The following is a 23831-nucleotide window of genomic DNA, read 5'->3' on the forward strand; positions in this document are numbered from 1 at the left end:
TGGCGAGACAGGGGAGCAGAAATCATGATCGAGAACCCGACCACCATCACGGCCCAGCCCGGCAGCCCGTTCATCGAGGTCGTCCGCGACTTCGACGCGCCGCCCGCGCGGCTCTTCCGCGCGTACACCGACCCCGAGCTGGTCACCCGCTGGCTCGGCCCGCGGGACGTCGAGATGCGCCTGGTCGAGTACGACGCGCGCCCGGGCGGGACGTACCGCTACGTGCACCGCGACACCGAGGGCGACGAGCACGTCTTCCACGGCGTCTTCCACACCGTCAGCCCGGGCGAGCGGATCATCCAGACTTTCGAGTACGAGGGCACGCCCGGTGTCGTCAGCCTCGATTCGGCGACGTTCGAGGATCTCGGCGGACGTACCCGGCTGTGGACCCGTTCGGTGTTCCCGACCGTCGAGGCACGGGACGCCATGATCGCCGGCGGGATGGAACGCGGCGTCGTCGACTCGATGGACCGCCTCGGCGAACTGGCCCACGACCAGGGCGAGGACCGCCCGGAGACCGGGCCGGTCGTCCTGGACATCACGATGTCGCTGGACGGGTACGTCACCGCGCCGGGCGCCTGCCCCGAGCATGGGCTGGGGGTGGGCGGGGAGATCCTGCACGCCTGGGTGAAGGACGAGCGGACGCCGCGCGACGCGGAGATCCTCCGGAAGTCCTTCACCGACACCGGAGCGGTCATCATGGGCCGGCGCACCTTCGACGTCGTCGACGGGCCCAAGGGATGGAACGACGAGGTGGGCTACGGCCACGACCAGGACCAGATCGCCGCCCCGCCCGTCTTAGTCGTCACCCACGCGCGGCCCGGGAAGGTGCGGCTGGGCGAACGGTTCCACTTCGTCACCGACGGCCTCGGCAGCGCCGTGGAGAAGGCGCGCGCCGCCGCCGGCGGCAAAGAAGTCGTGATCATGGGAGGCGGCGTGATCGCGGACCAGTTCCTGCGCGCCGGCGAGGTGGACGTCCTCCGGATCCACCTCGCCCCCCTCATCCTCGGCGGCGGCACGTCGCTGTTCCCCGAGGGCATGCCCGGGTCCCTGCGGCTGGAGCCGCTCGGCTCCGTGTCCACCCCGGCCGCCGAGCACCTGACCTACCGTGTGATCAAGTGAGGGAAGGGCGCAGGGCCGGGGGTGTCCAGTCCCACAGGGGACCGAGCGTGCGCGGCGCGAGGCGCGACGGGCACGGAAGTGCCGGCGGCCAGGACGACCGCGTCTTCGATCGACTGGCCGGCGCCCTGACCGCGATCGGGGCTCATGGCGTGGGCGGCGTCGCCGAGCAGGGCGATCCGGCCGCTGGTGTAGGCGGGCAGGACTCGATCGTGGGGCTCGCGTCCTCGGAGCCGGGCCGGGGATCGGGAACGTGTTCCGCGATCCCCGGGGCGGGGCCGTCAGGAGGCGAGTTCGGCGGGGTAGACCGGGTAGCCGTACCCGGCGACCTGCCAGGCGGGGCGGGTGCGGGCCTCGACGGCCCCGTTACCGGTGTTGCCCTCAACGGTGCGGATGGTGCCGTCACCGTTGTCCTTGACGACGAAGCCGACGTGCTTGATGTCGCCGATGGCCTTGCTGCCGCTCCAGCTGAAGAACACCACGGCCCCGGGCTTGGGCGTACGGCCCCAGCGGCCGTGCTCGGCGAACCAGCGGGCGTGCTCCACGGTGTAGGCGTCGGCGCCCATCACCGGCTGGATGCCGAGCCGCTGGCCGACCCAGGAGACGAACATGTCGCACCAGGGGGCGTTCTCGTAGTCCCCCAGCGCCCCGCCGTCCCGCGCCAGGGTCTCCAGGGCACGCGGGCTGGTCATGTACCACTCCTGGAACTTGGTCCCACCGCCGGCGGCGTTCTCGCTGATGCCGACCTGGCTCGCGGCCAGCTTGATGACGTCCTGAGGGCCGACCTTGGGCAGCCGGGCGGCGATGTCGGTCAGGGACGGCGCCGCCGCGGCCGCGGCGGCCGGGGCCTTTCCGGAGACCGGGTTGTCCGCCGCCTGTGCGGCGGGCGGGGTGATCGCCACGGCCGAGGCGAGGACTCCGCCGGCCAGGGCCGTGCGCAGACAGGTCGTGAGGGCGTGCATGATGGGCGGACTCCCTTTGCTTCCATGCCACCGACCGGGTTAGCTGACGGGTTCGGGCTGGAAGTCGCCCTACGGCAGGTATGCCGATTCACCCCAGGAAGAGGTTGGGTCCCCGGTTCCGCTCACGCGGATTAGGCGGCCGGGCGGCAGGCCGGGATCGGCCGGCCGCGTCGGTGTGAGGTGGGCTTTCTTGACCACTGAGATGAGCAAGTACGCCCCGAGTTGCTCAAAAAGTAATAGACAAGCCCAAACCGGTCAAGTGATGACAAGACGGGTTTTACCTGGCGAGATGTCAGCCGAGCGGGCGCAGAGGGCGGGTTCGCCCGCCCCACCGGGGATGCCGCGCTCCCCTCCTTCCCTGCGTTCACACCCCTGTTCGCTCAGAGCGAACGCACCTCGCTCACCTGGGCAGACGTACGGTGACCGTCAGGCCGCCCTCCGGCCGGGCCCGGGCGTCGGCCGTGCCGCCGTGCGCGACCGCGATGGCGCGGACGATGGACAGGCCGAGCCCGGCGCCGCGGGCCGACCGGATCCGGTCGCCGCCGTGCCGCCGGAAGGGCTCGAACAGGTCGCCGACCTCGTACGGCGGCACCGGCGGCCCGGTGTTCTCCACCGTCAGGCACGCCCCGGCGTCGTCCTCGCGCAGGCGGACCCAGACCTCCCCGTCCCGCACGTTGTACTTGACGGCGTTCTCCAGCAGGTTGACCAGGCAGCGTTCCAGGAAGAGCGGGTCGCCGTGCGCGACCGCCGGGTGCAGGTCCTCGTGGACCGTGACCTTCCCGCGGCGCGGCTGCGGGCCGATCTGCTCCATCGCCGTACGGACGACCTGCCGCAGGTCCACCGGCCTGCGGACGGTGATCTCCTGTTCCGACTGCGCCAGCATGAGCAACCCGTCGATCAGCCGCTCGTACCGGGCGGTGGCGCCCAGCAGCGCCCGCGCCAGCGCCTTGAGGTCCTCCGACGCCGCGGGCTCCTCCAGCGACACCTCCAGCACCGTGCGGTTGACCGCCAGCGGGGTGCGCAGTTCGTGGGAGGCGCTGGCGATGAAACGGCGCTGGGCGTCGAAGACCCGGTGCAGCCGGTCGAGCATCGCGTCGAAGGTGTCGGCCAGCCGCTTGACCTCGTCCTGCGGGCCGCGCAGGGCGATCCGCTCGTGCAGGGTGCTCTCCGACAGCCGCTGCGCGGTCTCGGTCACCCGGTCGAGCGGGCGCAGCGCGCGGTCGGCCACCAGGTATCCCAGCACCACCGCGACCACCCCGACCAGGATCATCACGATCAGCGACGACCGGAGCACCTCGTCCAGCACGTCGGCGGCGCCCTGCTCGACGTCGGTGCGCACGCGCCGCGCGATCCCGTCGGCGCCGAGCGCGCCGCCCGGCAGGGTCTGAGCGGACAGGGTCTCAGCGGGCGGGGTCTGAGCGGGCAGGGCGCCGCCTGAAACAAGGGGCTCTGGGCGCCCGCGGTCGGCCACCTTCTCCACCGCCACGACGAACCGCTGGTTCAGCGCACGGGCGGTCAGCAGGTGGGTGAACCACAACAGCACCGAGCCCGCGACGAAGAACAGCCCGCCGTAGAGCAGGGTGAGCCGCGCCCGCAGCCCCAGCCTGCGCCACACCAGCAGGCGCCGGGTCACAGGCGGTATCCCCGGCCCGGGACGTTCTCGATCACCGGGGGGTCGCCCAGCTTCCTGCGCAGCGAGGCGATAGTGACGCGCAGCACGCCCGTGTCGGCGCAGGCGTGCTCGTCCCACACACTCGCGCGCAGCCGCGCCGAGCTGACCAGGCCGCCGCCGGCGCGCATCAGCTCCCGCAGCACGTCGAACTCGCGGCGGCCCAGCGCCACCTGCCGCCCGTCCCGGGCCACCGTACGGCGGGCCGGGTCGAGCCGGATCCCGGCGCGCTCCAGCACCGCCGGCGCGGCCCGGGGGGCGCGCCGGGCCAGCGCCCGGACCCGCGCCACCAGCTCGGCGAACACGAACGGCTTGACCAGGTAGTCGTCGGCGCCCAGGGCCAGGCCGCCGACCCGGTCCCGCACCCGCCCCGCCGCGGTCAGCATGAGGATCCGGCTCGCGCCGCTCGCCGTGACCAGCTCCCGGCACACCTCGTCGCCGTGGACGTCGGGCAGGTCGCGGTCGAGCACCACCACGTCGTAGCCGACGTAGGAGGCCAGCTCCAGCGCCTCCCGGCCGTCGTAGGCCACGTCGACCGCGATCGCGTGCAGCCGCAGCCCGCGGGCGACGGCGTCGGCCAGTTGTTCCTCGTCCTCGACCACCAGCACCCGCATCCTCGCCTCCCGCTCGGCACCGACAGTGACGCACGCGGTGTTAGGCGCGGATAAGCGAAGCCTCCCGGATCACCGGCGGCTCCTCCTTATCCGTGCTTAGCACCGGCTGCGCTGGAGTTGGGCCCCGTCCCGGGCGAAGGCCCCGGGGAAGGAGGAACGACCATGCGCCTGCGAGCGACGCGCTCACGACCCCTGCGCTTTCGATCCGTACAAGCGGGGCTGTGCCTCGCCCTGGCGACGGCTCTCGCGACGGCCGCCGCCTGCGGCGACGCACCGGACGGAACCTCGGACGGCGCCTCTGACGGCGACGGAATCGCCGCCGCGTCCACAGCCAGGACCACGGCCGCGGCCACGCCGTCCGCCTCGGCGAGCACCGACCTGCGCGAGGCCCAGCTGAAGTTCGCCCAGTGCATGCGCGAACACGGCGTGGACATGCCCGACCCCGACGCCGACGGCCGCGTCCGGATCACCGGCCGGAAGGGGGAGGAGGCGACGACCCGTGAGGCCATGCGGGCCTGCGAGCATTTCATGAAGAACGCCGTCGGCGACCGGGCGGGCGCGGGCGACCCCCGGGAACGCGACCGGATGCTGAAGTTCGCCCAGTGCATGCGCGAACACGGCGTGGACATGCCCGACCCCAAGCCCGGCGAAGGGCTCCTCGTCAAGGTCAAGCCGGGCCAGGAGAAGACGCTGGAGACGGCGCACAAAGCGTGCGAGGAGTTCGCGCCGGGGGAGCGGCCGTGACGCGCCGGGCCCTGGTCCTCGCCGGAGCGGGCGTCCTGGCGCTGGCCGCCGCGGGAACTGCCGTCGCCGTGACGGGCGGCGGCCCCGGTGGCAGGCCGGGCGCAGGCACGGGTGGAGGCGACGGCGCGGCCGGGCCCTCCACGCCGGCGGTCCCGGCCACCACCCCGATCACCCGGCAGGACCTGGTCGACACCAAGACCGTGGAGGGCTCGCTCACCTACTCCGGGGAGCGGCGGATCGTCACCGACGCCCGGGGCGTCGTGACCTGGGTGCCCGCCGAGGGAGCGGTCGTCCGCCGGGGCCGCCCGCTGCTGCGGGTCGCCCGCCGTCCGGTCGTGCTGATGTACGGCACGCTGCCGCTCTACCGCACGCTCCGGCAGGGCGTCGCCGACGGGCCGGACGTCGAGCAGCTCGAACGCAACCTCAAGGTCCTCGGCTACGGCGGCGACCTGACGGTGGACGACCATTTCAGCTACGCCACCCACCTCGCCGTCAGGCAGTGGCAGGACGACGCCGGCCTGCCGCGGACCGGGCGGGTGGACGCCTCCCAGGTGGTGTTCCTGCCCGCCGCCGCCCGGGTGACCGACGCCAGGGCCGAGGTCGGCGCCAGAACCGGCCCCGGGCGACCGGCCCTGGTCGTGTCGGGCCTGCGCCGCCTCGTCCACGTCGACCTGTCCACGAGCGACCAGGCGCTGGTGCGGAAGGGCGCCAAGGTCACGGTGGAGCTGCCCGGCGGCGAACGTGTCAGGGGCAGGGTGACCTCGGTCGGCACGGTCGCCAAGACGGCCTCGCGGGGAGAGGGGCAGGACGAGGACAGCACCGTCGACGTGGACATCACGCTGGCAAAGACCCCGAAAACACCGCTCGACAAGGCGCCCGTGCAGGTGGAGCTGGTCAGCGAACGCCGCCGCGACGTGCTGGCCGTGCCGGTGGAGGCGCTGCTCGCGCTGCGCGAGGGCGGCTTCGGCGTGGAGGTGGCCGAGGGCGCCGCGACCCGGATCGTGCCGGTGGAGACCGGCGCCTTCGGCGGCGGCATGGTCGAGATCACCGGCGCCGGGCTCGCCGAGGGCATGGAGGTCGAGGTGCCCGCCCCATGAACCGCCCCATGAACCGGCCCATGAACCAGCCAGTGAACCAGCCCCCGGACGAGCCCGCCCACGCCGGCGGGCCGTACGTCGTGGAACTGCGCGAGGTGACCCGGACCTACGGCGGCGTGCGGGCGCTGCGCGGGGTGGACCTGCTCGTCGAGCAGGGCGAGCTGGTGGCCGTCGCCGGGCCGTCCGGGTCGGGAAAGTCGACCATGCTCCACCTGATCGGCACCCTCGACCGGCCCACCACCGGCACCGTGCGGATCGCCGGGCACGACGTTCCGGGGCTGTCGGATCGCGAGCTGTCCGCGCTGCGCGCCCGCCACCTGGGGTTCGTCTTCCAGCAGTTCCACCTCGCCCCCGGGGTGGCCGCGCTGGACAACGTCGCCGACGGGCTCCTCTACACGGGCGTCCCGCCACGGGCCCGGCGCGAGAAGGCCGCCGCGGCGCTGGAACGGGTGGGCCTCGGCCACCGTCTCGACCACCGGCCCCACCAGCTGTCGGGCGGCGAGCAGCAGCGCGTGGCCGTGGCCCGCGCGGTGGCGGGCGACCCGCCGCTGCTGCTCGCCGACGAGCCGACGGGCAACCTCGACTCGGCGGCCGGGACCGAGGTGCTGGCCGTCCTGCGCGACCTGCACGCCGCCGGCACCACGATCCTGGTCATCACCCACGACGCGGAGATCGCGGCGTGGTGCCCGCGCCAGGTGCGCGTCCGCGACGGGCGGATCGCCGGCGACGACGGCCCGGGAGCGGGCCGCCGCCCGCCCGGGCCCGTCCCCGCGACGGCGAAGGGAGCGCCACGATGACCCCCGAGGCGATCCCCGAGACGACCGCCCGGCCGACCCGCGGGACGACCGGCGGGCGGCTCGTCCCGGCCCGGCTCGGGCCGTCCGACGTCCTGCGGACCGGCATGGCCGGGCTCCGCACCCGCCCCGCCCGCGTGATCCTGTCCGCGCTCGGCATCGCCATCGGCATCGCGACCATGATCGCCGTGCTGGGCGTCTCGGCCTCCTCCCGCGAGGAACTGCTGCGCCGCCTCGACCGGCTCGGCACCAACCTGCTGACCGTCTCGCCCGGCCGCACGCTGTTCGGCGAGCAGGCGAAGCTGCCGGAGGAGGCGCTGCGCATGGTCCGGCGCATAGGACCGGTCCGTACGGCGTCGGCGACCGGGGTGGTCGGCGCGACGATCCGGCGCACGAACCGCATCCCCGAGGCGGTGACCGGCGGCATCGCCGTCCAGGCCGCCACGTCCGGCCTGCTCGCCACCCTGGAGGGCCGGGTGACCGCGGGCGCCTGGCTGAACGCCGCCACCGAGACGCGGCCCGCCGTCGTGCTCGGCGCCAAGGCCGCAGAACGCCTCGGCGTCACCCGGACCGGCGTACAGGTGTGGATGGGCGAGCGGTGGTTCACCGTCGTCGGCATCCTCGGCGCGATGCCGCTCGCCCCCGAGATCGAACGCTCGGCGCTCGTCGGCTTCCCCGCCGCCACCGGCTACCTGGGCTTCGACGGCCACCCGACGACGATCTACGAGCGGTCGCCGGAGGAGTCGGTGGAGGCCGTACGGGCCGTGCTGCCGCGCACGGTCAACCCGGAGAACCCGGAGGAGGTCACGGTGAGCAGGCCCTCCGACGCGCTCGCCGCCCGGGCCGCCGCCGCGAGCGCGTTCACCGGCCTGCTGGTGGGCCTCGGCGCGGTCGCGTTGCTCGTCGGCGGGGTCGGCGTCGCCAACACCATGGTCATCTCGGTGCTGGAGCGGCGCCGGGAGATCGGCCTGCGCCGCTCGCTCGGCGCCACCCGCGGGCAGGTGCGCCTGCAGTTCCTCACCGAGTCGCTGCTGCTGTCGGCCCTCGGCGGGCTGGCCGGGACCGTGCTCGGCGGCCTGGCGACCGCCGCGTACGCGCTGGCGCGCGGCTGGCCGCCGGTGGTGCCGCCCTGGGCGTTCGCGGGCGCGGCCGGCGCCGCGCTGGTCATCGGCACGATCGCCGGTCTCTACCCGGCGATGCGCGCCGCCCGGCTGCCGCCGACGGCCGCGCTGTCGGCCACCTGACCGGCCGGGCTACCGCCAGCCGTCCGGGTCGACCCCGCCCGGCACCGGGGCCGCCGGGTCGTACGGCTCACGGGTGAACACGAAGGTGTTGAGGTCGAGGTGCGTGACGCCGCCGGGGGAGCGGACCACCCGCAGCGTCTCCCCGGCGTAGTAGCCGTCGAGCCCGACCCAGGTGCCGTCCTCGCCGGGCACGAACCGGGACGCCCGGCCCCGCCCGTTGACCGGGCCGAGCGACAGGCCCCGCCGCGGCAGGACCCGCAGCACGTACGGCGCCGGCCCCCAGTACCACGGCCCGGTCAGCTCCAGCAGGTCCTCGTCCACCGGCGACGGCCGCCACTCGGCGGGCAGCGGCGGCTCGTGCTCGGCCAGGATGTCCAGCAGCGCGGTGTCGAGGGGGCATACCCCGGAGGTGGTGTTGGCCATCCACAGCACCGCCACGCCGTCGGCGGGGTCGGCCCACACCGTGGCCAGGAACCCGGGCATCGACCCGGTGTGCCCGGCCAGCCGCCGCGGCCCGCCGGGCCCGGTGTGCCGGGCGACCTGGAAGCCCAGGCCGTATCCGCGGGTCCAGGCGTCGCCGTCCTCCACCGTGGCCGGTTCGCGCATCTCGGCCAGCGTGGCCGGGCGCAGCACCTCGCCGGTGTCGCCGGCGACGAACGCCGCCCAGCGGGCCAGGTCGGCGGGGGTGGACCACATCTGCCCGGCCGGGGCCATGGCGCCGTGGTCGTTCTCCGGCTCGGGCAGCAGCACATCGGCCCACGGGTGCACGGCGTATCCGGTCGCGTGCGGCGGCCTCGGCCGGGGGGTCGTGTCGCGCATGCCGAGCGGCAGCAGGATCTCCGCACGCACCACCTGCTCCCACGGCGCCGACCGCTTGCGCGTGACCAGCTCGCCGAGCAGGGCGTACCCGAGGTTGGAGTAGTGGTAGCGGCGGCCGGGCCGGTGCCGCGCGGTCTCCGGGCCGAGCGCGGCGAGCAGGTCGGCCGGCGGCGTCCCCGGCGTGCGCTCCCACCACTGGCCGGGCGACTCCGCGGTCAGCCCTCCGGTGTGCGACAGCAGCTGCGCGACCGTCACGTCGCCCAGCGGGGTGCCCGGCACGTGCTTGCCGAGGGGGTCGAGCAGGTCGAGCCGGCCCTCGTCACGCAACCGCATGACGGCCGTCGCGACGAACGTCTTGGTGATGGAGCCGATCCGATACTGGGTGTCCGGCGTGGGCGGCACGTCGCCGACCCGGCCGCGCCCACCGAACCAGGCGACCTCGCCGCCCCGCACGATCGCCGCCACCAGCGACGGCACCCGTGACTCCGCCTGCTCGGCCGCCAGCTTCGCCAGCAGCGCGCGGGCCGTCCCTTCGGAAACCATGCCCCACCCCTCCCGCTCCGTGATCCGCACCAGGCTAGCGCTCCGCCGCTCCCGCGGCCTCCGCATCGGCGCAGGCCACCGGCCGGAAACCACGCCCGCGCGTGCGGTCCATCTCGCGCCACTCGGGCCGCAGCCCGGCCAGGTTGGTGGTCAGGAAGTAGGCCGCGCCGCCGGCCAGCAGCGCCGGGGCGAGGCCGAAGGCGGCCACCGCCGCCCCGGCGGCCAGCCCGCCGAGGGGGATGCCGGCCCACGCCAGCGCGTCGCCCAGCCCGTTGACCCGCCCCAGCAGGGCGCGCGGCACCCGCTCGAACGCGATCGCGCCCAGGATCGGGTTGAGGAAGCCGGACCCGAACCCCCCGACGGCGAACACCGCGACCACCGCCCACATCGGCACGTCGGCGGCGAGGACGAGGAACCTCGGCGCGCCGACCAGCAGGAACCCGGTGAAGAACACCGCCCGGCGCGGCAGCCGGTGCGCGGCGCCCGCCGCGAGCAGGCTCCCCGCGATCGCCGTGGCGCCCAGCACGCCGTTGCTCAGGCCGATGGCGGCCGGACCGTTTCCGGACCGCTCGGCCCACACGGGCAGGAGCACCGTGTTCAGCGCCGCGTCGAGCAGGTTGGTGACCCCCACCATGACGATGACGGCCAGCAGCAGCGGTTCGCCGCGCAGGAAGACGAAGCCCTCGCCGAGACGCCGCCAGTATCCCGGCTCTCCGCCGGGCGGCGCCTCCCGCGGACGTCCCGGGCTTCCGGGCGGGGCCGGCCGTCCCATGCCCCGCGGCAGCGCCAGCGCGACGAGCAGCGCGGCGAGCGCGAAACACACCGCGTTGACGACGAGACCGGTCAGGGGGCCCAGCAGCGCCACCAGGATCCCGCCGGCCGGCAGGCCGAGGGTCGACGACAGCCGTTCGGTCACGCCCGACAGTCCCGTGGCCCGCTCCAGCGGCACCCGGCCGCGCTCGGCCGCCTCCGGCACCATCACGTGCTTGGCGAGGTCGCCGGGGCCGCGCGCCGCGCCGACCACCGCGACCATGACCAGCAGCAGCGGGAAGGACAGCAGGCCGAGGCCGTGCAGCAGCGGTACGGCGGCGAGGGCGGCCGCGCTGACCAGGTCGGTGCTCGAGGAGATCCGGCGCGGGCCGACCCGGTCCACCAGCGGCCCGGCCAGCGCCTTGACCACCACATAGGGGGTCATCTCGCAGAATGCCACCAGGCCCGTCTGGGTGGCGCTGCCGGTGGTGACGAGCACGAACCACGGCAGCGCGACGGTCGAAACCCGGGTGCCGGTCAGCGCCACCGCCGTGGCCGCGAGCAGCCCGGTCAGCGCCCGCGCCCCTCCCTCCCGGGAGGACCCGCCCTGGCCGGGCGCGGGGCCGGGCGCGGAGTCGGGCGCGGAGTCGGGCGCGGAGTCGGCCGCGGAGTCGGGCGCGGAGTCGGGCGCCGCGGCCGTCACGACGGGCCCCCGCCACCGTCTGCGCCACCGTCTGCGTCGCCGTCCGGGTCCGCGCCGGGGGCGTCCAGTTCGGGCAGGACGTAGGTGATCAGCCCCACCCGCTCGGCGCCCTCCGGGGCGGCGGCCGCCTCCTCGGGGACGTCGCGGCGGTATCGGGCGATGACGTCGTGCAGTTCCTCGCGCAGCCGTACGGCCTCCCCGGGGGTGAGCCGCAGCGCCCAGTCGCTCATCTCGGCGGCGCTCCGCCACGGCCGGGGCATCGTCTGGAACTCGTTCACCGCCCGCTGCACGCGCAGGGTGTGGGCGGCGGCGACGGACTGCAGGAAGGCCAGCGCGACCTCGGGTTCCCGCTCGACCAGGTCGATGCCCTCGAAATACGTCGACCGGTGAACCGAGCGCCACCAGCGCTCCCGCGCGTTGCCGCGCCCGGCGTCCTCCTCGACGAAGTCCGCGGCGGCCAGTTGCCGCAGGTGGTAGCTCGCCGTACCGGAGTTGACGCCCAGCCGCTCGGCGAGCCGGGTGGCGGTCGACGGGCCGTGCTTGCGCAGCAGGCCGACCAGCTGCACGCGTACCGGATGCGCCAGGGCGCGCAGGCTCTTGGCGTCCAGGACGATCACGTCGGGGTTGCCCGGGGTGTAGGGCGAGGACGGTGCGTCGGACATGCTCCCACGCTAAACCGCAAAGACTTCTTTGCAAAGAGTTCTTCGCGAAGAACTGTTGGCGGTCCGGCCCGGCGCGCACCGGGGAGGGCGTGGGGGAGAATGCCACCCATGACCACCGCGGGCCCCGAAGGCAGGCCGCCCGGCGTCCAGCTCGACGCCGTGCTGGAGCGGATCACCTATGCCAACGAGGAGACCGGGTACACGATCGCCAGGGTCGCCACCGAGCGGTCGGGCACCGAGCTGCTGACCGTGGTCGGGCCGCTGCTCGGGGCGCAGGTCGGCGAGTCGCTGCGGCTCACCGGCCGCTGGGGCTCCCACCCGAGGTACGGCAGGCAGTTCGAGGTCTGGTCGTACACCACGGTGCTCCCGGCGACCATCCAGGGCATCCAGCGCTACCTGGGCTCGGGCCTGATCAAGGGCATCGGCCCCAAGATGGCCGAGCGGATCGTGGACCACTTCGGCACCGACACCCTGCGGGTGATCGAGGAGGAGCCCAAGCGGCTGGTCGAGGTGCCCGGGCTCGGCCCCAAGCGCACCAAGATGATCGCCGCCGCCTGGGAGGAACAGAAGATCATCAAAGAGGTGATGATCTTCCTGCAGGGGGTCGGGGTGTCCACCTCCATCGCGGTGCGCATCTTCAAGCAGTACGGCGAGGACTCCGTCGAGGTGGTCCGCAAGGAGCCCTACCGGCTCGCCGACGACGTGTGGGGCATCGGGTTCAAGACGGCCGACACGATCGCCCAGGCCGTCGGCATCCCCCACGACAGCCCCGAGCGGGTCAAGGCCGGGCTGCGTTACACCTTGTCGCAGGGCGCCGACGACGGCCACTGCTTCCTGCCCGCCCCCAACCTCGTGGCCGACGCCGTCAAGATCCTGGAGGTGCCGGCCGCCCTGACCGGGACCTGCCTGGAGGAACTGGTCGCCGAGGAGGGCGTGGTCCGCGAGGAGATCCCGGCCCGGGGGAACGGCGAAGGCGACAGGAAAGGCGACGCCAAGAGCGATGCGGCGGGCGAGGACGGCGACGCCACCGTCCCGGCGGTCTACCTCGTGCCCTTCCATCGCGCTGAACTGTCACTGGCCGGCACGCTGCGCGGCCTGCTGGCCTCGTCGCACGACCGGCTCAGGGCGTTCGCGGACGTCGACTGGCCCGCCGCCCTCGACTGGCTGCGCGGCCGCGCCGGCGCCGACCTCGCCCCCGAGCAGGCCCAGGCCGTACGGCTCGCGCTGACCGAGAAGGTCGCGGTGCTGACCGGCGGCCCCGGCTGCGGCAAGAGCTTCACCGTCCGCTCGGTGGTGACCCTCGCGCGGGCCAAACGCGCCAAGGTCATCCTCGCCGCCCCGACCGGCCGGGCGGCCAAGCGGCTGGCGGAGCTGACCGGGCACGAGGCCACCACCGTGCACCGGCTGCTCCAGCTGCGGCCCGGCGGGGACGCCACCTTCGACCGCGACAACCCCCTCGACGCCGACCTGGTGGTGGTGGACGAGGCGTCGATGCTCGACCTGCTGCTGGCCAACAAGCTGGCCAAGGCGGTCGCCCCGGGCGCGCACCTGCTGTTCGTCGGCGACGTCGACCAGCTTCCCTCCGTCGGCGCCGGCGAGGTGCTGCGCGACCTGCTCGCCGCCCCGGACGTCCCCCGGGTGCGGCTGACGCAGATCTTCCGCCAGGCGCAGGAGTCCGGCGTGGTCGTCAACGCCCACCGCGTCAACACCGGGCAGCACCCCCTCGTGCGGGAGTTCCCCGACTTCTTCCTGTTCCCCTGCGAGGAGCCCGAGGAGATCGCCGCGCTGACCGTGGACGTGGTCGCCCGCCGCATCCCGAAGAAGTTCGGGCTGAACCCCCGCAGGGACGTGCAGGTCCTGGCGCCGATGCACCGCGGCGCCGCCGGGGCGGGCGCGCTCAACATCGCCCTGCAGGAGGCGCTGACCCCCGCCCGCGAGGGCATGCCCGAGCGCCGGTACGGCGGGCGCGTCTTCCGCGTCGGCGACAAGGTCACCCAGCTCCGCAACAACTACGACAAGGGCGCGGCCGGGGTGTTCAACGGCACCGTGGGCGTCGTCACCGCCATCACCCCCGAGGAGAGCAAGCTGACCGTGCTCACCGACGAGGACGAGAACGTCGACTACTCCTTCGACGAGCTGGACGAGCTGGCGCACGCCTACGCGGTCAGCATCCACCGCTCCCAGGGCAGCGAGTATCCCGCCGTGGTCATCCCGCTGGCCACCAGCGCCTGGATGATGCTGCAGCGCAACCTGCTCTACACCGCCATCACCCGGGCCAAGAAGCTCGTTGTCGTCGTGGGGTCGCGGCGGGCGCTCGGCCAGGCGGTCCGCACGCGGGGGGCGGGCCGCCGGCACACGGGGCTCACCCACCGCCTCCGCGTGCCGTGACCCGCCCCCCGGTCGTGCCGGTGCTCCGGTTCGGTCAGTACTTCGAGGTGTAGGTCACCAGGGACGGCTGGCCGAGCGCCCCGGTGCCGTTGTAGCAGACCACGTCACGGACGTAGACGTCCGAGCCCGAGGTGGTCCACAGCGTGAGCAGGTTGCAGAAGGCCGGCCCCGGCCCGTACGCCGTGACCTGCACGTTGTTGGGCAGCGTCCCGACCTTGGGGAAGGTCACCAGGCGCAGGCCGGTCCCGGCCGACTGCACCGTGTTGACCGCCCCCGGGTAGTTGAAGTTGATCCCGGTGGGCAGCGGCGCGTACGGCCCGGGGTTGGCCGGGGTGGTGTCGAAGGTGTAGGCGAAGTACTTCGGCGGCGCGAACGCCCCGGTGATGGCGCGCTCCCGCTGGTAGGTGAGGGTCCAGCCGGTGTCGAGCGGTGTGGTGGTCGCGCCGTGGCACAGCACCTGGATCTTCTGCCCGGACGCCGCCCAGCTCCAGGCGCCCACCTTGCACCGCGCCGGCTGACCTGAGTCGACCGCGGTGACCTGGATGTTCCCCGCCTGCACGGAGGAGCCGAGACCGGGCAGCCAGACGGTCCAGTCGCCGGTGGCATTGTGGAAGACGGAGTTCGCGGCGAGCGAGGAGTTGTAGTCGGAGGCGATGGAGGCGCCGTCCCAGAAGACGTAGCCGTACGCCTGCGACGCCGGGAACAGCGCGCCGCTGCTGCTCGCGAAGACGATGGAGAACAGCGCCTTGGCCGGGCCTCCGCCGTACCGGTAGCACCGCACCGCCACCATCTCGTCCGTGCCGACCTGGCCCCACTTCTCGATCTGGCACCACTCGGCCGCCTGCGATATCGCGGTCACGTGCGCGACCCCGCCCTTGGGGATCCCGATCCCCGGGAACCGCACGAAGTATTCCCCGGGGACGCCAGGGGCGACGGTGACCGCGCCGGACGTCCAGCTGCCCGCCTGATAGGACAGGTTCGGCACGCCGGAGCTGGTGTCGACGTAGGCGAATCCCCACACGTCGGGAACCGCCGCGTTCGCGGCGCCCGCCGCGGCGGTGGCGCTCGCGGCGACCATCGCACAGACAAGCAGTAATCGTGCGACCACGGTTCGTAACAGGCGCATGCCGTCCTCCGTCGGGGTGGTGCCCAGTGGGCGAGCGAGATGTCGACGCCGGGCGGTCCCGGCGCGTCGTGCCCTGCTTCGGATGGAGCGGTGATCGGGGTGGAGCGGGCGATCAGCAGTGGAGCGGGCGATCAGCAGTGGAGCGGGTCACGGCGAAGATTCACTATCGCCTTTCCGTTCTGTGATAACCCGTGTGGCGATCTGTGAAAAGGCCCAATCCACCTGCCGGAATGCGGCCGGACGGGTGTCGCCGGACTCCGGCGGTAAGGGCTCGCCCCCAGTGTGCGATCGGGCGGCACCGAATCTCCCGCGCCGCGGCCCGCCGGCCGCCGGCGCCGCACCGCGGGCTCCCGCGGGCCGGGACACGCCTGACCGAACACTTGATCAGTCTTGACCCGCGCCTTACCGTTTACAGAGGTGAGACCAGCGAAGAGCGACCGAAATGTGACCTCGGGGCCAGGGAAAATGCCAACTTAAGAGGCAACCCCGAATAAGGTCTTATAGTGCCCTTCGCGCTCATGGGGGAGTAGTTGTGCTGAGCACTGCACGTCGTTCGATGACGCCGATCGCCGGTGTCGCCGTGATTCTGACCGCGACCCTGTCGGCATGCTCCGGCGGGTCTGGCGGACCGGGCTCGACCGGAGACGGAGGGTCCGGAGGATCGGGGAACTCCGCCCCCGCGGTCCCGGCCCCCACGATCAAGATCAGCCCCGCGACGGGCAGTGCCGGCGTGCGCCCCGAAAAGACCGTGGTCGTCACGGCCGCGGGCGGCCAGTTGCAGGAGGTCACCGTGAGGTCGGGTGACACGGCGGTCGAGGGCGAGTTCGACTCCACCCACACCAAGTGGACGTCCAAGCAGCCCCTCACGCCCTCCAGCAAGTACACCGTCTCGGCCACCGCCGGCGGCGAGGGCGGCCCCGCCAGCGCGTCCAGCAGCTTCAGCACGCTCAAGCCCAAGTTCCCCCTGCAGATCGCCGACGTCACCCCGGGCATCAAGGGGGAGACCGTCGGCGTCGGCATGCCGATCATGGTGCGGTTCAACCAGCCCGTGCAGGACAAGGGCGCAGTCGAGCAGGCTCTCGAGGTGGAGGCGCAGAAGCCGGTCAAGGGCGCCTGGCGGTGGATCGACGACACGTACGCGATCTACCGGCCGGCGAAGTACTGGCCCGCCCATCAGAAGGTGAAGTTCACCGCGCACCTCACCGGGGTGAAGGCCGGACGCGACACCTACGGCGTGGAGGACCACTCCACGACCATCAGGATCGGCGCCGCCTGGATCAGCTCGGTCGACACCCGGACCCACATGATGGTGGTCAAGCGCGACGGCAAGGTCGTGCAGTCCATGAAGATCAGCGCGGGCAAGGCGACCACCCGCGAGTACACCACCACCAACGGCGTCCACCTGACCATGGAACGCGGCAACCCGGTCACCATGATCTCTCCGGGGAAGAAGGAGGGCGACCCCGGCTACTACAAGGAGATCGTGAACCACGCGGTGCGCATCTCCAACAGCGGCGAGTACGTCCACAGTGCGCCGTGGTCGGTCGGCTCGCAGGGCCGCGCCAACGTCAGCCACGGCTGCGTCAACGCCAGCCCCTCGCAGGCCAAGTGGTTCTACGAGAACTTCCACCGCGGCGACGTCGTGAAGATCGTCGGCACGAACCGGGCGCTGGAGTGGAACAACGGCTGGGGCTTCTGGCAGATGCCGTTCAGCAAGTGGAAGCAGGGCAGCGCCCTGGAGTCCTGACCCGTCAGGGCCGGGACCTGGCGGGATGTCCGCTCTAGGTGATGCCCCACTTCATGAGGACGAAGGCGCCCACGATCTTCAGCGCGACCAGCACCATGATCACGCAGAAGACGATCAGTGCGGGGCGGTGCTCGAAGTGCTTGCCCTCCTTGAGCGGGGGGCGTTTGGCGACGCGCTCGGCGATGCGCTCTTCCAGGGGTTTGCGGTGGAACATGCCGTCAGGCTATCGCGCCCTCCCTTGGGTGCCGGGCGGGAGCCCGGCACACGCGACCCGGCCGGGCCGTCTGACGCCGTCACCCGGTTCCGGCCGCTGGTCCGGCCACGGCGATCAGCCGGCTCCAGTGGTCAGCCGGCCCTCGGTGGTCAGCCGGCGAGGCCGAGCCGCGCCGCGCGGGCGAGGGGGGTGGCGGCGTCCGGGCCGAGCGGGCCGGTCAGCATGAACGGCATCTGGGACATGAACCGCGGCCGGGTGCCGTGGTGGGGCTGCGCGGCGTGCACCAGGTAGGGGTGGCACAGGTAGACGTCTCCCGGCTGTCCGGTGGCCAGGGCCACGGGCCGGTCGGCGCTCGCCTCGTCGAGCAGCGGCGCGGCGGCGAAGAACTCCAGCCCGCTCTCGCCGTGCGGTTCGAGCACGCGAGCGGTGTCGAGATGGGAGCCGACCCTGATGCGGGTCGGCGCGTCGTCGGGGCCGACCTCCGAGAACAGCATCAGCACGAGGAGCGTGCGGGACCTGGCGGTGACCGTCCCCCAGGCGCCGGCGGGCCCGGGGTCGTTCTGGTCGATGTGCCAGCCGGTGTCCCCGGCGTCGGAGGGATGCGGGAAACGGATCGGCGTGTTGCCGATCGTGCCGCGCGGCTCCCAGCCGCCCTTCCCGGCGACCAGGTCGAGCGCCTCCGCCAGGGCGGGGCTGCGCACCGGCTCCCCGAACGGGCCGCGTCCCATCGGGTCGGGGGCCGCCCACACCACCGGCTGCGTCCAGTCGCCGGGCCGGTCGGGCGACAGCCCGACCTGCTGCCAGAGCGCTTCCCTGATCCGGTCGCCGGTCTCCCGGGGGAAGGCCTCCTCCAGTTTGAGGAAGCCCTCGGCGACGAAACGATCGGTGTCGGTGTCGGTAACCATGCCGTGGACGGTAGCGATCACGGCCGCGCGCGTCGATCGGTTTTCCACCGCCTATGGATTCCCTCCCATGGCGGCCGCGGCTGCCGGGATGTTGACGTAGTCGCGCAGGCGGGTGATCTGCCCGTTGCGCACGGTGAGCACAACGAGGTTGGGGAGCGCGAACTCGCCGGTGGTCACGCTGGTTCCGAGGGCTTCCTGCTCAACAATGATCGTTTCCGGATCCCCGGTGTCGTGGATGGCAAGGGTGCGGTAAAGCTCGTACTTCAGCGGGTAGTCCTTCCACCCTGCGGTGATCCAGTTCACGATCTCGTCCCTGCCCGCGAGCCGGGACGGCAGGCCTGGGAGCGTGAACGGGAACTCATGGACCGCGTCGAGGGCGTAGACGCGCCTCATTTCATCGGCGGACCGGCTGATGGCGGCTTGGCGGTAGCGCTCCAGAACCTCACGTGGACCAGCCTCCGCTTGGTCCGGCAGGCCGGCGTCGGTGATGTCGGTTCGGTCGTGTTCCGTCAGCGCCATCGGGGGCGGCCCTCCATGCTCTGGGTGAGCCATACCAGTAAGGTGAGACATAGTCCGGTTAGGTGGCCACAGTAACGGACTGTGTCCCCGGTTAGCAACGGAGATGTGCCAATGGTGTCGGCGGCCCACGATCCACGGTCGCGTGCCGGGCGTCCGAGGCGTGCGGACGCCCGGCGTAACTACGAGCAGTTGGTCGAGCAGGCGAAAATCGCGTTCGCCGAGTTCGGCGTGGACGCCTCCCTGGACGAGATCGCCCGGCGGGCAGGGGTGGCCAGCGGGACGCTTTACCGGCATTTCCCCACCCGGCTGGATCTCATCGAGGCGGTACTCGCCGAGCAGATAGCCCAGCTGGTCGACCTTGGCCGCCGGCTGCTGACCGCCGAGGACGAATTCGACGCGTTGTCCACCTGGTTGCGTGCCGCGCTCAGGCATGGCCTGACCTATCGAGGTCTGTCGGCCGCCGTGATGGACTCGGCGCTCGATCACGAAAATGGCCCGGTATCGACCTGGCATGCGCAGATGTTCGAGACGGGAGCCGCGTTGCTGGCGAGGGCGCGGCAAACAGGCGTGCTCGTCTCCGACGCGAACGACGCGGACGTACTGAAGATGATCGGCGCTATCGCCTGGGCCGCCCAGGGCGCCCCTGACAGCTCAGCTCAAGCCGACCGCCTGCTCGCCCTCCTCTTGAACGGACTCCGTCACGGCGGCGTCCACCGATGACCAGGCTGTGCGAGCCGTGGCAGCAGACGCCGGAGAGGCGGACAGGATTTCCCCGGCCATCTATCACCAGCCTCCGGCCGGTCAGGCAGCCGCCTCGGCGCTGAGGGTCCGCGCCACCGGCCGCCGGGCCGCCAGGCGGGCCGGCAGGGCGGTGAACGCCGCCGTCACCAGGAGGGTCACGAGTGCGGCCGCGAACATCCAGGAGACGGGCGGCATGATCGTGTTCCTGGCGCTGAAGAGCCCGCACACACCGATGCCCAGGGGAACACCGGCCATGGCGCCGGGCAGGGCGGGCAGAACCTGGGCGGCCGACAGTCCCGCGGCGATCTGCCCGGGGGTGGCGCCGAGCGTGCGGGCGACGGCCATGGTCGCCCGGGCCTCCATGGCCGTGGTCCAGGTGAGCGTGACGGTGTTGACGACGGCGAGCGCGACCAGCAGGACGACGACGGCGAGCATCAGCCGGCGGTCGAGCTCGCCCCGCAGGTCAGGCAGGACGGAGGACCCGTTCAGGCCGTAACCCCTCTCCTCCTGGGAGTAGACGGTCAGCAGGGCGACGGTCGCGATCACCGTGGTGGCGGTGGAGCACGCCTGCAGCACGGCGCGGCCCGGCCGGCGGGCAGTGAGCCGCAGCCCGAGCAGCAGCGGCGTGGGCAGCAGCGCGGAGAGCGCGGTGAGCAGTCGCTGGTGACGGGGCCGGTGACGGGGCTGGTGCGCGGCGGCGGCCAGCGCCGTGACGGTCGCCGTACGCATGGCCCGCAGTGTGGGACGCAGCGTGGACAGCACCGCCACCGCCACGGCGAGGGCGGTCGCCGTGGCGACGGTCGCGCCGCCGGGCCCGGCCGCGTCACCGATCCGGCTGGCGGTAGGGCCGGCGATGCCGGGCACGGTCAGGCGGGCGATCACCAGCCCCAGCGCGTCACCGATCAGCGCCAGCGCCAGATACTCGGTGAGCAGGACGGTGGCGATCAGGCCCGGGGTGGCGCCGACGGCCTTGAGCAGCCCGGCCCGGCGGGTCTGCTCCACGGCGCGTCCCGCCGCGAGTGCCGCCACTCCGGTAACGGCCAGGAAACCGAGCAGCCAGCTTCCGACCACCAGGATCGGCTGGCTGTTACTGAGGATGACCGTGTCCTGTTCGGCGGTGAACTGCCAGGTGCGCAGGTTCACCCTGACGGTGGAGTCGCGGTGGACGTCCGCGAACGCCTCGATGAAGGCCCCGGTGGCGGCGGGGTCGCGCAGCTTGAGGTCCATGGCCGTGGTCACCGGCAGATCCCGGCCCGCCAGGGTCCGGGCGTCCGGCGGGGTGAGCCAGACCAGGCCGCCGGAGTCGCTCGGGCCGCCGTACGGGCCGATCTGCGCCGCCCAGGGGTAGACGGAGGTGGCCGCGGTCACGGCGATCCCGACGACGGGGTACGACCGGCCGGCGATGGTGACGCGGTCGCCGACGCCGATGCCGAGCGCGGCGGCGAAGCCGCGTTCGACGACCGCGCCGCCGGGCCGCACCCAACGGCCCGAGGTCACCAGCGGCCGGTTGACCGTGCCGGGCGTCTCGGCGAAGCCGTGCACCACCACTCCGGACGACACCGCGGAAGACATGTGCGAACCGTGTGTGGTGAGGTCGGCGTAGACGATGCGGTAAGGGCCGTGGTGGGCGATCACTTCGGGGTCGTCCGCCAGGGAGGCCAGGGCCGAGGTGACGGCGGGGCCCGTGTCGCCGGAGAGCGCCACCACGTCGGGCCCGGCGGTGGCCGCGCGGGTCTGCTCGTACAGCGCCGCGCTCACACCGCGCAGGGACAGGCCGAGGGCCATCGTGGCGGTGGCCACGGTCACCGCGAGCAGCAGCATCGCGGCCTGGGCGCGGTGCCGGCGGACGTCGGCGAGGACGAGCCGAACGACGAGCGCGAAGGAGCCCATTCCGGTCAGCTCTCCCACTCGATCAGGCCGCCGAGCCCACGCGAGGAGGAGCCGGTCAGCCGGGTGTCGTCGACGAACATGCCGTCGCGCATCGACACCAGCCGGTCCGCGGTGGCCGCGACCCGTTCGTCGTGCGTGACGATCACCAGGGTCTGCCCCGCCGTACGCAGCTCCTCGAAGATCCTCAGCACGTCGAGCGTCGCCGCGGTGTCGAGGTTGCCGGTCGGCTCGTCGGCCAGCACGATCGGCGGCTCGTTGGCGAGCGCGCGGGCGATGGCGACCCGCTGACGCTGCCCGCCGGACAGCCGCGACGGCAGATGCCGGGCCCGCGCGGCGAGCCCCACCCGTTCCAGCAGGAGACTCGCGCGGCGCCTGGCCTCGCGCGGCGAGCGCCCGGCCAGCAGCGCGGGCAGCTCCACGTTCTCGGCGGCCGTCAGCTCCTCCATGAGGTGGAAGGCCTGGAAGACGAATCCCACCGACCGGCGTCGCAGCCGTGCCAGGGCACGCTCGCTCAGGGTGTCGACGCGCCGGCCGGCCAGCCACACCTCACCGCGGGTGGGCCGCTCCAGCCCGCCCAGCAGGTGCAGCAGGGTGGACTTTCCGCACCCGCTGGGCCCCATCACCGCCAGCGTCTGCCCCCGCGGCACCTGCAGGTCGACGTCGTCGACCGCGCGGACCCTGCCCTGCCCCTGCCCGTGCTCCTTCACCAGGCCGCGGATCTCCGCCACTGGACCTGTCACTGAACCCGGCACGGCATCCGGCCCGTTCATCCGCCCTCGACCTCGTCGTTCTCGTCACCATCACCGTCTTCGTCACCGGTGGTCGCGTCGCCGCCCACACCCCCGGTGGACCAGGCCCGCTCGCAGGCCGCCAGCCAGCGCAGGTCCGCCCGCAGCCGCAGCATGACCCCCTCCAGCAGCACGGCGGCCGCCGAATCCTCCGGCTCGCTCAGGGCCGCCTGCTGCGCCTCACGAAGGCGGCGCAGCAGCTCACGGCGCTGCGCCGCCACCAGTTCGACGGGGTCGGCGAGCCGGGCCGCGGCCGCCGCGACGAGCTTGAGATGGAACTCCGCCAGGTCCGGCTTCGGCCAGCCCACTTCGGCCAGCCACGCGGCCACCCTCCGCTGCCCGGCCGGCGTCAGCGCGTAGACCTTCCGGTCCGCCCGGTCGGGCAGGCCGTCGCTCCGTTCGCAGACCACGAACCCCGCTTTTTCCAGCCGGGCCAGCGTCACGTAGATCTGGCCCTGGTTCATCGACCCGCCCAGCGGGCCGAGGGCCTGCCGCAGCCGGGCGCGCAGGTGATACCCGTACGACGGCTCCTTGGCGAGCATCGCCAGCACCGCGTCCTGCATCCCGCTTCGCACCCCCTCACGGCTAACGGTTAGCTGATAGATAGCGGTTAGCCGTAGGGGGTGTCAAAACGACCGCTCGCCAGACATTGGCTCACTACTCTTTGGTACTGTATAGTGGTACTCAGTGGTACGTAGTACGGGAGCCGAAGAGGACCCACGATGGACGACCTGACGGAGATGCTGAAGGGCACGCTCGAGGGCTGCGTGCTGGAAATCATCGACAGCGAGGAGACCTACGGGTACGCCATCACGCGTCGACTGAACGAACTCGGCTTCGCCGACGTCGTCGAGGGGACGGTGTACACCATCCTGCTGCGGCTGGAGAAGAACGGGCTCGTCCAGGTGACGAAACGACCGTCCGGGCTGGGCCCGCCGCGCAAGTTCTATGCGCTCAACGACGCGGGACGCAAAGAACTCGCGACATTCTGGGCGAAATGGGAGTACATCACATCACGGATCGACAAGCTCAAGGAGGGCGGGAGATGAACTTCTGGGAGGCCATCACAGGCAGCGATCTCACCAGGGAATGGAAGGCGTTCGAAGCGCGGGCCGCGGCATTGCCGCCCGATCATCGGGCGGCATGGGAACAGATCAAGGGTCATCTCTGTTCGTACGCGGACTTCTCAGGCCGGAATCTGATGCCGATTCTCGATGGTGCTCTGGGGCTGCTCGAAGTGACAGCGGCCGACGGGCAGAGCATTCACGAGGTGCTGGGTGACGACGTCGCGGGCTTCTGCGCGGCGCTGGCCGGCGGTGAAGGGGCCCGGAGTCATCGCGACCGGTGGCGCGAGCAGATGAACAGGAACGTCGCGAGGAAATTGAGCCGGCTGGGAGGCTGACGTGGGCATCCAGGACATCATCGAGGGCAAGAAGCAGTGGCGGGCGCACACGGCGCGGGTCAAGGCGCTCCCGCCGGACTACCAGATCGTCTACAAGGAGATTCAGAAGTACATCTTCAAGGTTGGACCGATCGACCTGCTTGACGGGTCCCTGCTCTCAGGGATCCTCGATTTCTTCGAGGAGGGCGTCGCGGCCGGCAAGGGAGTCCTGGAACTCATCGGCAACGACGTCGCCGCCTTCGCCGACGGACTGATCAAGGACTCGCGCACCTACGCGGACATCTACCAGGAGTCCATCAAGCGGTCGCGCAGCGAGCAGCCGAACGGGGCGACGGTGACCAGGACATGAGGGACCGGTCGCGCGGGGCCCGGCCGGGGCGAACCGGGAGGC

At 72.7% G+C, this 23831-nt stretch carries 25 protein-coding genes and 1 riboswitch; of the genes, 11 read left to right on the forward strand and 14 right to left on the reverse strand.

Annotated elements, in window-relative coordinates:
• The first annotated feature begins 24 nt into the window (after positions 1–24).
• Entirely contained in the window at positions 25–1122 is a 1098-nt protein-coding gene (locus tag OG344_RS25730; protein ID WP_405085292.1) for an SRPBCC domain-containing protein, read from the forward strand.
• On the opposite strand, the gene OG344_RS25735 is transcribed toward OG344_RS25730, so the two are convergent.
• The 4 genes from OG344_RS25735 to OG344_RS25750 form a co-directional block, all read right to left on the reverse strand.
• Complete coding sequence (locus OG344_RS25735) at positions 1104–1322, reverse strand: FAD-dependent monooxygenase (protein WP_405089172.1); 219 nt, start codon at positions 1320–1322, stop codon at positions 1104–1106. The two genes, OG344_RS25730 and OG344_RS25735, sit on opposite strands and share 19 nt — an antisense overlap.
• Before the next feature lie 78 nt (positions 1323–1400).
• Positions 1401–2081 carry a CHAP domain-containing protein gene (locus OG344_RS25740; RefSeq protein ID WP_405085293.1) on the reverse strand — a complete coding sequence of 227 codons (681 nt, stop codon included), beginning with the start codon at positions 2079–2081 and terminating at the stop codon, positions 1401–1403.
• A 13-nt stretch (positions 2082–2094) separates the two neighbouring features.
• Positions 2095–2229, reverse strand: a riboswitch (cyclic di-AMP (ydaO/yuaA leader).
• Between the two features lie 252 nt (positions 2230–2481).
• Entirely contained in the window at positions 2482–3714 is a 1233-nt protein-coding gene (locus OG344_RS25745) for a sensor histidine kinase (RefSeq protein WP_405085294.1), read from the reverse strand.
• Positions 3711–4364 (reverse strand): response regulator transcription factor, encoded by a 654-nt coding sequence (locus OG344_RS25750; RefSeq protein ID WP_405085295.1) that lies wholly within the window; start codon positions 4362–4364, stop codon positions 3711–3713. The genes OG344_RS25745 and OG344_RS25750 overlap by 4 nt, the downstream gene beginning before the upstream one ends.
• Positions 4365–4526: 162 nt before the next feature.
• Here OG344_RS25750 and OG344_RS25755 point away from each other — a divergent pair, with 162 nt between their 5' ends.
• From OG344_RS25755 to OG344_RS25770, 4 genes are read left to right on the forward strand one after another with little or no spacing between them, the layout of a single operon-like run.
• Complete coding sequence (locus tag OG344_RS25755) at positions 4527–5108, forward strand: hypothetical protein (protein WP_405085296.1); 582 nt, start codon at positions 4527–4529, stop codon at positions 5106–5108.
• Entirely contained in the window at positions 5105–6205 is a 1101-nt protein-coding gene (locus OG344_RS25760) for an efflux RND transporter periplasmic adaptor subunit (protein ID WP_405085297.1), read from the forward strand. The genes OG344_RS25755 and OG344_RS25760 overlap by 4 nt, the downstream gene beginning before the upstream one ends.
• Before the next feature lie 20 nt (positions 6206–6225).
• Positions 6226–7002 (forward strand): ABC transporter ATP-binding protein, encoded by a 777-nt coding sequence (locus OG344_RS25765; RefSeq protein ID WP_405085298.1) that lies wholly within the window; start codon positions 6226–6228, stop codon positions 7000–7002.
• The gene (locus OG344_RS25770; RefSeq protein ID WP_405085299.1) at positions 6999–8243 is read left to right on the forward strand and encodes an ABC transporter permease; all 1245 of its coding nucleotides are present in this window, start codon (positions 6999–7001) and stop codon (positions 8241–8243) included. The genes OG344_RS25765 and OG344_RS25770 overlap by 4 nt, the downstream gene beginning before the upstream one ends.
• A 9-nt stretch (positions 8244–8252) precedes the next feature.
• Here the strand turns inward: OG344_RS25770 and OG344_RS25775 are convergent, their stop codons facing one another.
• From OG344_RS25775 to OG344_RS25785, 3 genes are read right to left on the reverse strand one after another with little or no spacing between them, the layout of a single operon-like run.
• Entirely contained in the window at positions 8253–9605 is a 1353-nt protein-coding gene (locus OG344_RS25775; protein ID WP_405085300.1) for a serine hydrolase domain-containing protein, read from the reverse strand.
• 34 nt (positions 9606–9639) lie between these two features.
• Complete coding sequence (locus OG344_RS25780) at positions 9640–11058, reverse strand: MFS transporter (RefSeq protein ID WP_405085301.1); 1419 nt, start codon at positions 11056–11058, stop codon at positions 9640–9642.
• Positions 11055–11720: a helix-turn-helix domain-containing protein gene (locus tag OG344_RS25785; RefSeq protein ID WP_405085302.1), complete on the reverse strand. Its 666-nt coding sequence runs from the start codon at positions 11718–11720 to the stop codon at positions 11055–11057. Before OG344_RS25785 ends, OG344_RS25780 begins: the two co-directional genes overlap by 4 nt.
• A gap of 108 nt (positions 11721–11828) precedes the next feature.
• Between OG344_RS25785 and OG344_RS25790 the strand changes: the two genes are divergently transcribed.
• A complete protein-coding gene (locus tag OG344_RS25790) occupies positions 11829–14108 on the forward strand; it encodes an ATP-dependent RecD-like DNA helicase (RefSeq protein WP_405085303.1) in 2280 nt (759 codons plus the stop codon).
• Positions 14109–14142: 34 nt separating this feature from the next.
• Here OG344_RS25790 and OG344_RS25795 read toward each other — a convergent pair whose 3' ends face one another.
• Complete coding sequence (locus OG344_RS25795) at positions 14143–15234, reverse strand: hypothetical protein (RefSeq protein ID WP_405085304.1); 1092 nt, start codon at positions 15232–15234, stop codon at positions 14143–14145.
• Between the two features lie 730 nt (positions 15235–15964).
• Between OG344_RS25795 and OG344_RS25800 the strand changes: the two genes are divergently transcribed.
• The gene (locus OG344_RS25800) at positions 15965–16981 is read left to right on the forward strand and encodes an Ig-like domain-containing protein (RefSeq protein WP_405085305.1); all 1017 of its coding nucleotides are present in this window, start codon (positions 15965–15967) and stop codon (positions 16979–16981) included.
• A gap of 34 nt (positions 16982–17015) precedes the next feature.
• On the opposite strand, the gene OG344_RS25805 is transcribed toward OG344_RS25800, so the two are convergent.
• From OG344_RS25805 to OG344_RS25815, 3 genes are all read right to left on the reverse strand, one after another.
• A complete protein-coding gene (locus OG344_RS25805) occupies positions 17016–17195 on the reverse strand; it encodes a hypothetical protein (RefSeq protein WP_111697786.1) in 180 nt (59 codons plus the stop codon).
• Between the two features lie 149 nt (positions 17196–17344).
• The gene (locus OG344_RS25810; RefSeq protein ID WP_405085306.1) at positions 17345–18100 is read right to left on the reverse strand and encodes a phytanoyl-CoA dioxygenase family protein; all 756 of its coding nucleotides are present in this window, start codon (positions 18098–18100) and stop codon (positions 17345–17347) included.
• Between the two features lie 51 nt (positions 18101–18151).
• Positions 18152–18619, reverse strand: coding sequence for a nuclear transport factor 2 family protein (locus OG344_RS25815; RefSeq protein ID WP_405085307.1), 468 nt, complete (start codon positions 18617–18619; stop codon positions 18152–18154).
• 189 nt (positions 18620–18808) lie between these two features.
• On the opposite strand from OG344_RS25815, the gene OG344_RS25820 reads away from it, so the two are divergent.
• Positions 18809–19339, forward strand: coding sequence for a TetR/AcrR family transcriptional regulator (locus OG344_RS25820; RefSeq protein ID WP_405085308.1), 531 nt, complete (start codon positions 18809–18811; stop codon positions 19337–19339).
• An 81-nt stretch (positions 19340–19420) separates the two neighbouring features.
• On the opposite strand, the gene OG344_RS25825 is transcribed toward OG344_RS25820, so the two are convergent.
• Genes OG344_RS25825 through OG344_RS25835 form a run of 3 tightly spaced genes read right to left on the reverse strand, consistent with a single transcriptional unit; the run spans position 19421 to position 22613 of the window.
• On the reverse strand, positions 19421–21250 hold the full coding sequence (locus OG344_RS25825; protein ID WP_405085309.1) for an FtsX-like permease family protein: 1830 nt from the start codon (positions 21248–21250) through the stop codon (positions 19421–19423).
• 5 nt (positions 21251–21255) lie between these two features.
• Positions 21256–21990 (reverse strand): ABC transporter ATP-binding protein, encoded by a 735-nt coding sequence (locus tag OG344_RS25830; RefSeq protein WP_405085310.1) that lies wholly within the window; start codon positions 21988–21990, stop codon positions 21256–21258.
• A gap of 26 nt (positions 21991–22016) precedes the next feature.
• Positions 22017–22613 carry a PadR family transcriptional regulator gene (locus OG344_RS25835; protein ID WP_405085311.1) on the reverse strand — a complete coding sequence of 199 codons (597 nt, stop codon included), beginning with the start codon at positions 22611–22613 and terminating at the stop codon, positions 22017–22019.
• Positions 22614–22760: 147 nt separating this feature from the next.
• Between OG344_RS25835 and OG344_RS25840 the strand changes: the two genes are divergently transcribed.
• The 3 genes from OG344_RS25840 to OG344_RS25850 are packed head-to-tail and all read left to right on the forward strand — an operon-like array spanning position 22761 to position 23789.
• The gene (locus tag OG344_RS25840) at positions 22761–23087 is read left to right on the forward strand and encodes a PadR family transcriptional regulator (RefSeq protein ID WP_327045861.1); all 327 of its coding nucleotides are present in this window, start codon (positions 22761–22763) and stop codon (positions 23085–23087) included.
• Positions 23084–23440: a DUF1048 domain-containing protein gene (locus tag OG344_RS25845; RefSeq protein WP_327045862.1), complete on the forward strand. Its 357-nt coding sequence runs from the start codon at positions 23084–23086 to the stop codon at positions 23438–23440. Before OG344_RS25840 ends, OG344_RS25845 begins: the two co-directional genes overlap by 4 nt.
• 1 nt (position 23441) lies before the next feature.
• A complete protein-coding gene (locus tag OG344_RS25850; RefSeq protein ID WP_327045863.1) occupies positions 23442–23789 on the forward strand; it encodes a DUF1048 domain-containing protein in 348 nt (115 codons plus the stop codon).
• The last annotated feature ends 42 nt before the right edge of the window (positions 23790–23831 follow it).

The organism is Microbispora sp. NBC_01389 (assembly GCF_045040095.1).
Classification (GTDB): Bacteria; Actinomycetota; Actinomycetes; order Streptosporangiales; family Streptosporangiaceae; genus Microbispora.

Excerpts from the sequence above, each read along its gene's own strand:
- OG344_RS25810 (WP_405085306.1), bottom strand. The coding sequence starts at position 18,100 with ATGGTTACCGACACCGACACCGATCGTTTCGTCGCCGAGGGCTTCCTC.
- OG344_RS25790 (WP_405085303.1), top strand. The coding sequence starts at position 11,829 with ATGACCACCGCGGGCCCCGAAGGCAGGCCGCCCGGCGTCCAGCTCGAC.
- OG344_RS25750 (WP_405085295.1), bottom strand. The coding sequence starts at position 4,364 with ATGCGGGTGCTGGTGGTCGAGGACGAGGAACAACTGGCCGACGCCGTC.
- OG344_RS25845 (WP_327045862.1), top strand. The coding sequence starts at position 23,084 with ATGAACTTCTGGGAGGCCATCACAGGCAGCGATCTCACCAGGGAATGG.
- OG344_RS25825 (WP_405085309.1), bottom strand. The coding sequence starts at position 21,250 with ATGGGCTCCTTCGCGCTCGTCGTTCGGCTCGTCCTCGCCGACGTCCGC.
- OG344_RS25755 (WP_405085296.1), top strand. The coding sequence starts at position 4,527 with ATGCGCCTGCGAGCGACGCGCTCACGACCCCTGCGCTTTCGATCCGTA.
- OG344_RS25740 (WP_405085293.1), bottom strand. The coding sequence starts at position 2,081 with ATGCACGCCCTCACGACCTGTCTGCGCACGGCCCTGGCCGGCGGAGTC.
- OG344_RS25795 (WP_405085304.1), bottom strand. The coding sequence starts at position 15,234 with ATGCGCCTGTTACGAACCGTGGTCGCACGATTACTGCTTGTCTGTGCG.
- OG344_RS25765 (WP_405085298.1), top strand. The coding sequence starts at position 6,226 with ATGAACCAGCCAGTGAACCAGCCCCCGGACGAGCCCGCCCACGCCGGC.
- OG344_RS25785 (WP_405085302.1), bottom strand. The coding sequence starts at position 11,720 with ATGTCCGACGCACCGTCCTCGCCCTACACCCCGGGCAACCCCGACGTG.
- OG344_RS25730 (WP_405085292.1), top strand. The coding sequence starts at position 25 with ATGATCGAGAACCCGACCACCATCACGGCCCAGCCCGGCAGCCCGTTC.
- OG344_RS25770 (WP_405085299.1), top strand. The coding sequence starts at position 6,999 with ATGACCCCCGAGGCGATCCCCGAGACGACCGCCCGGCCGACCCGCGGG.
- OG344_RS25775 (WP_405085300.1), bottom strand. The coding sequence starts at position 9,605 with ATGGTTTCCGAAGGGACGGCCCGCGCGCTGCTGGCGAAGCTGGCGGCC.
- OG344_RS25815 (WP_405085307.1), bottom strand. The coding sequence starts at position 18,619 with ATGGCGCTGACGGAACACGACCGAACCGACATCACCGACGCCGGCCTG.
- OG344_RS25840 (WP_327045861.1), top strand. The coding sequence starts at position 22,761 with ATGGACGACCTGACGGAGATGCTGAAGGGCACGCTCGAGGGCTGCGTG.
- OG344_RS25805 (WP_111697786.1), bottom strand. The coding sequence starts at position 17,195 with ATGTTCCACCGCAAACCCCTGGAAGAGCGCATCGCCGAGCGCGTCGCC.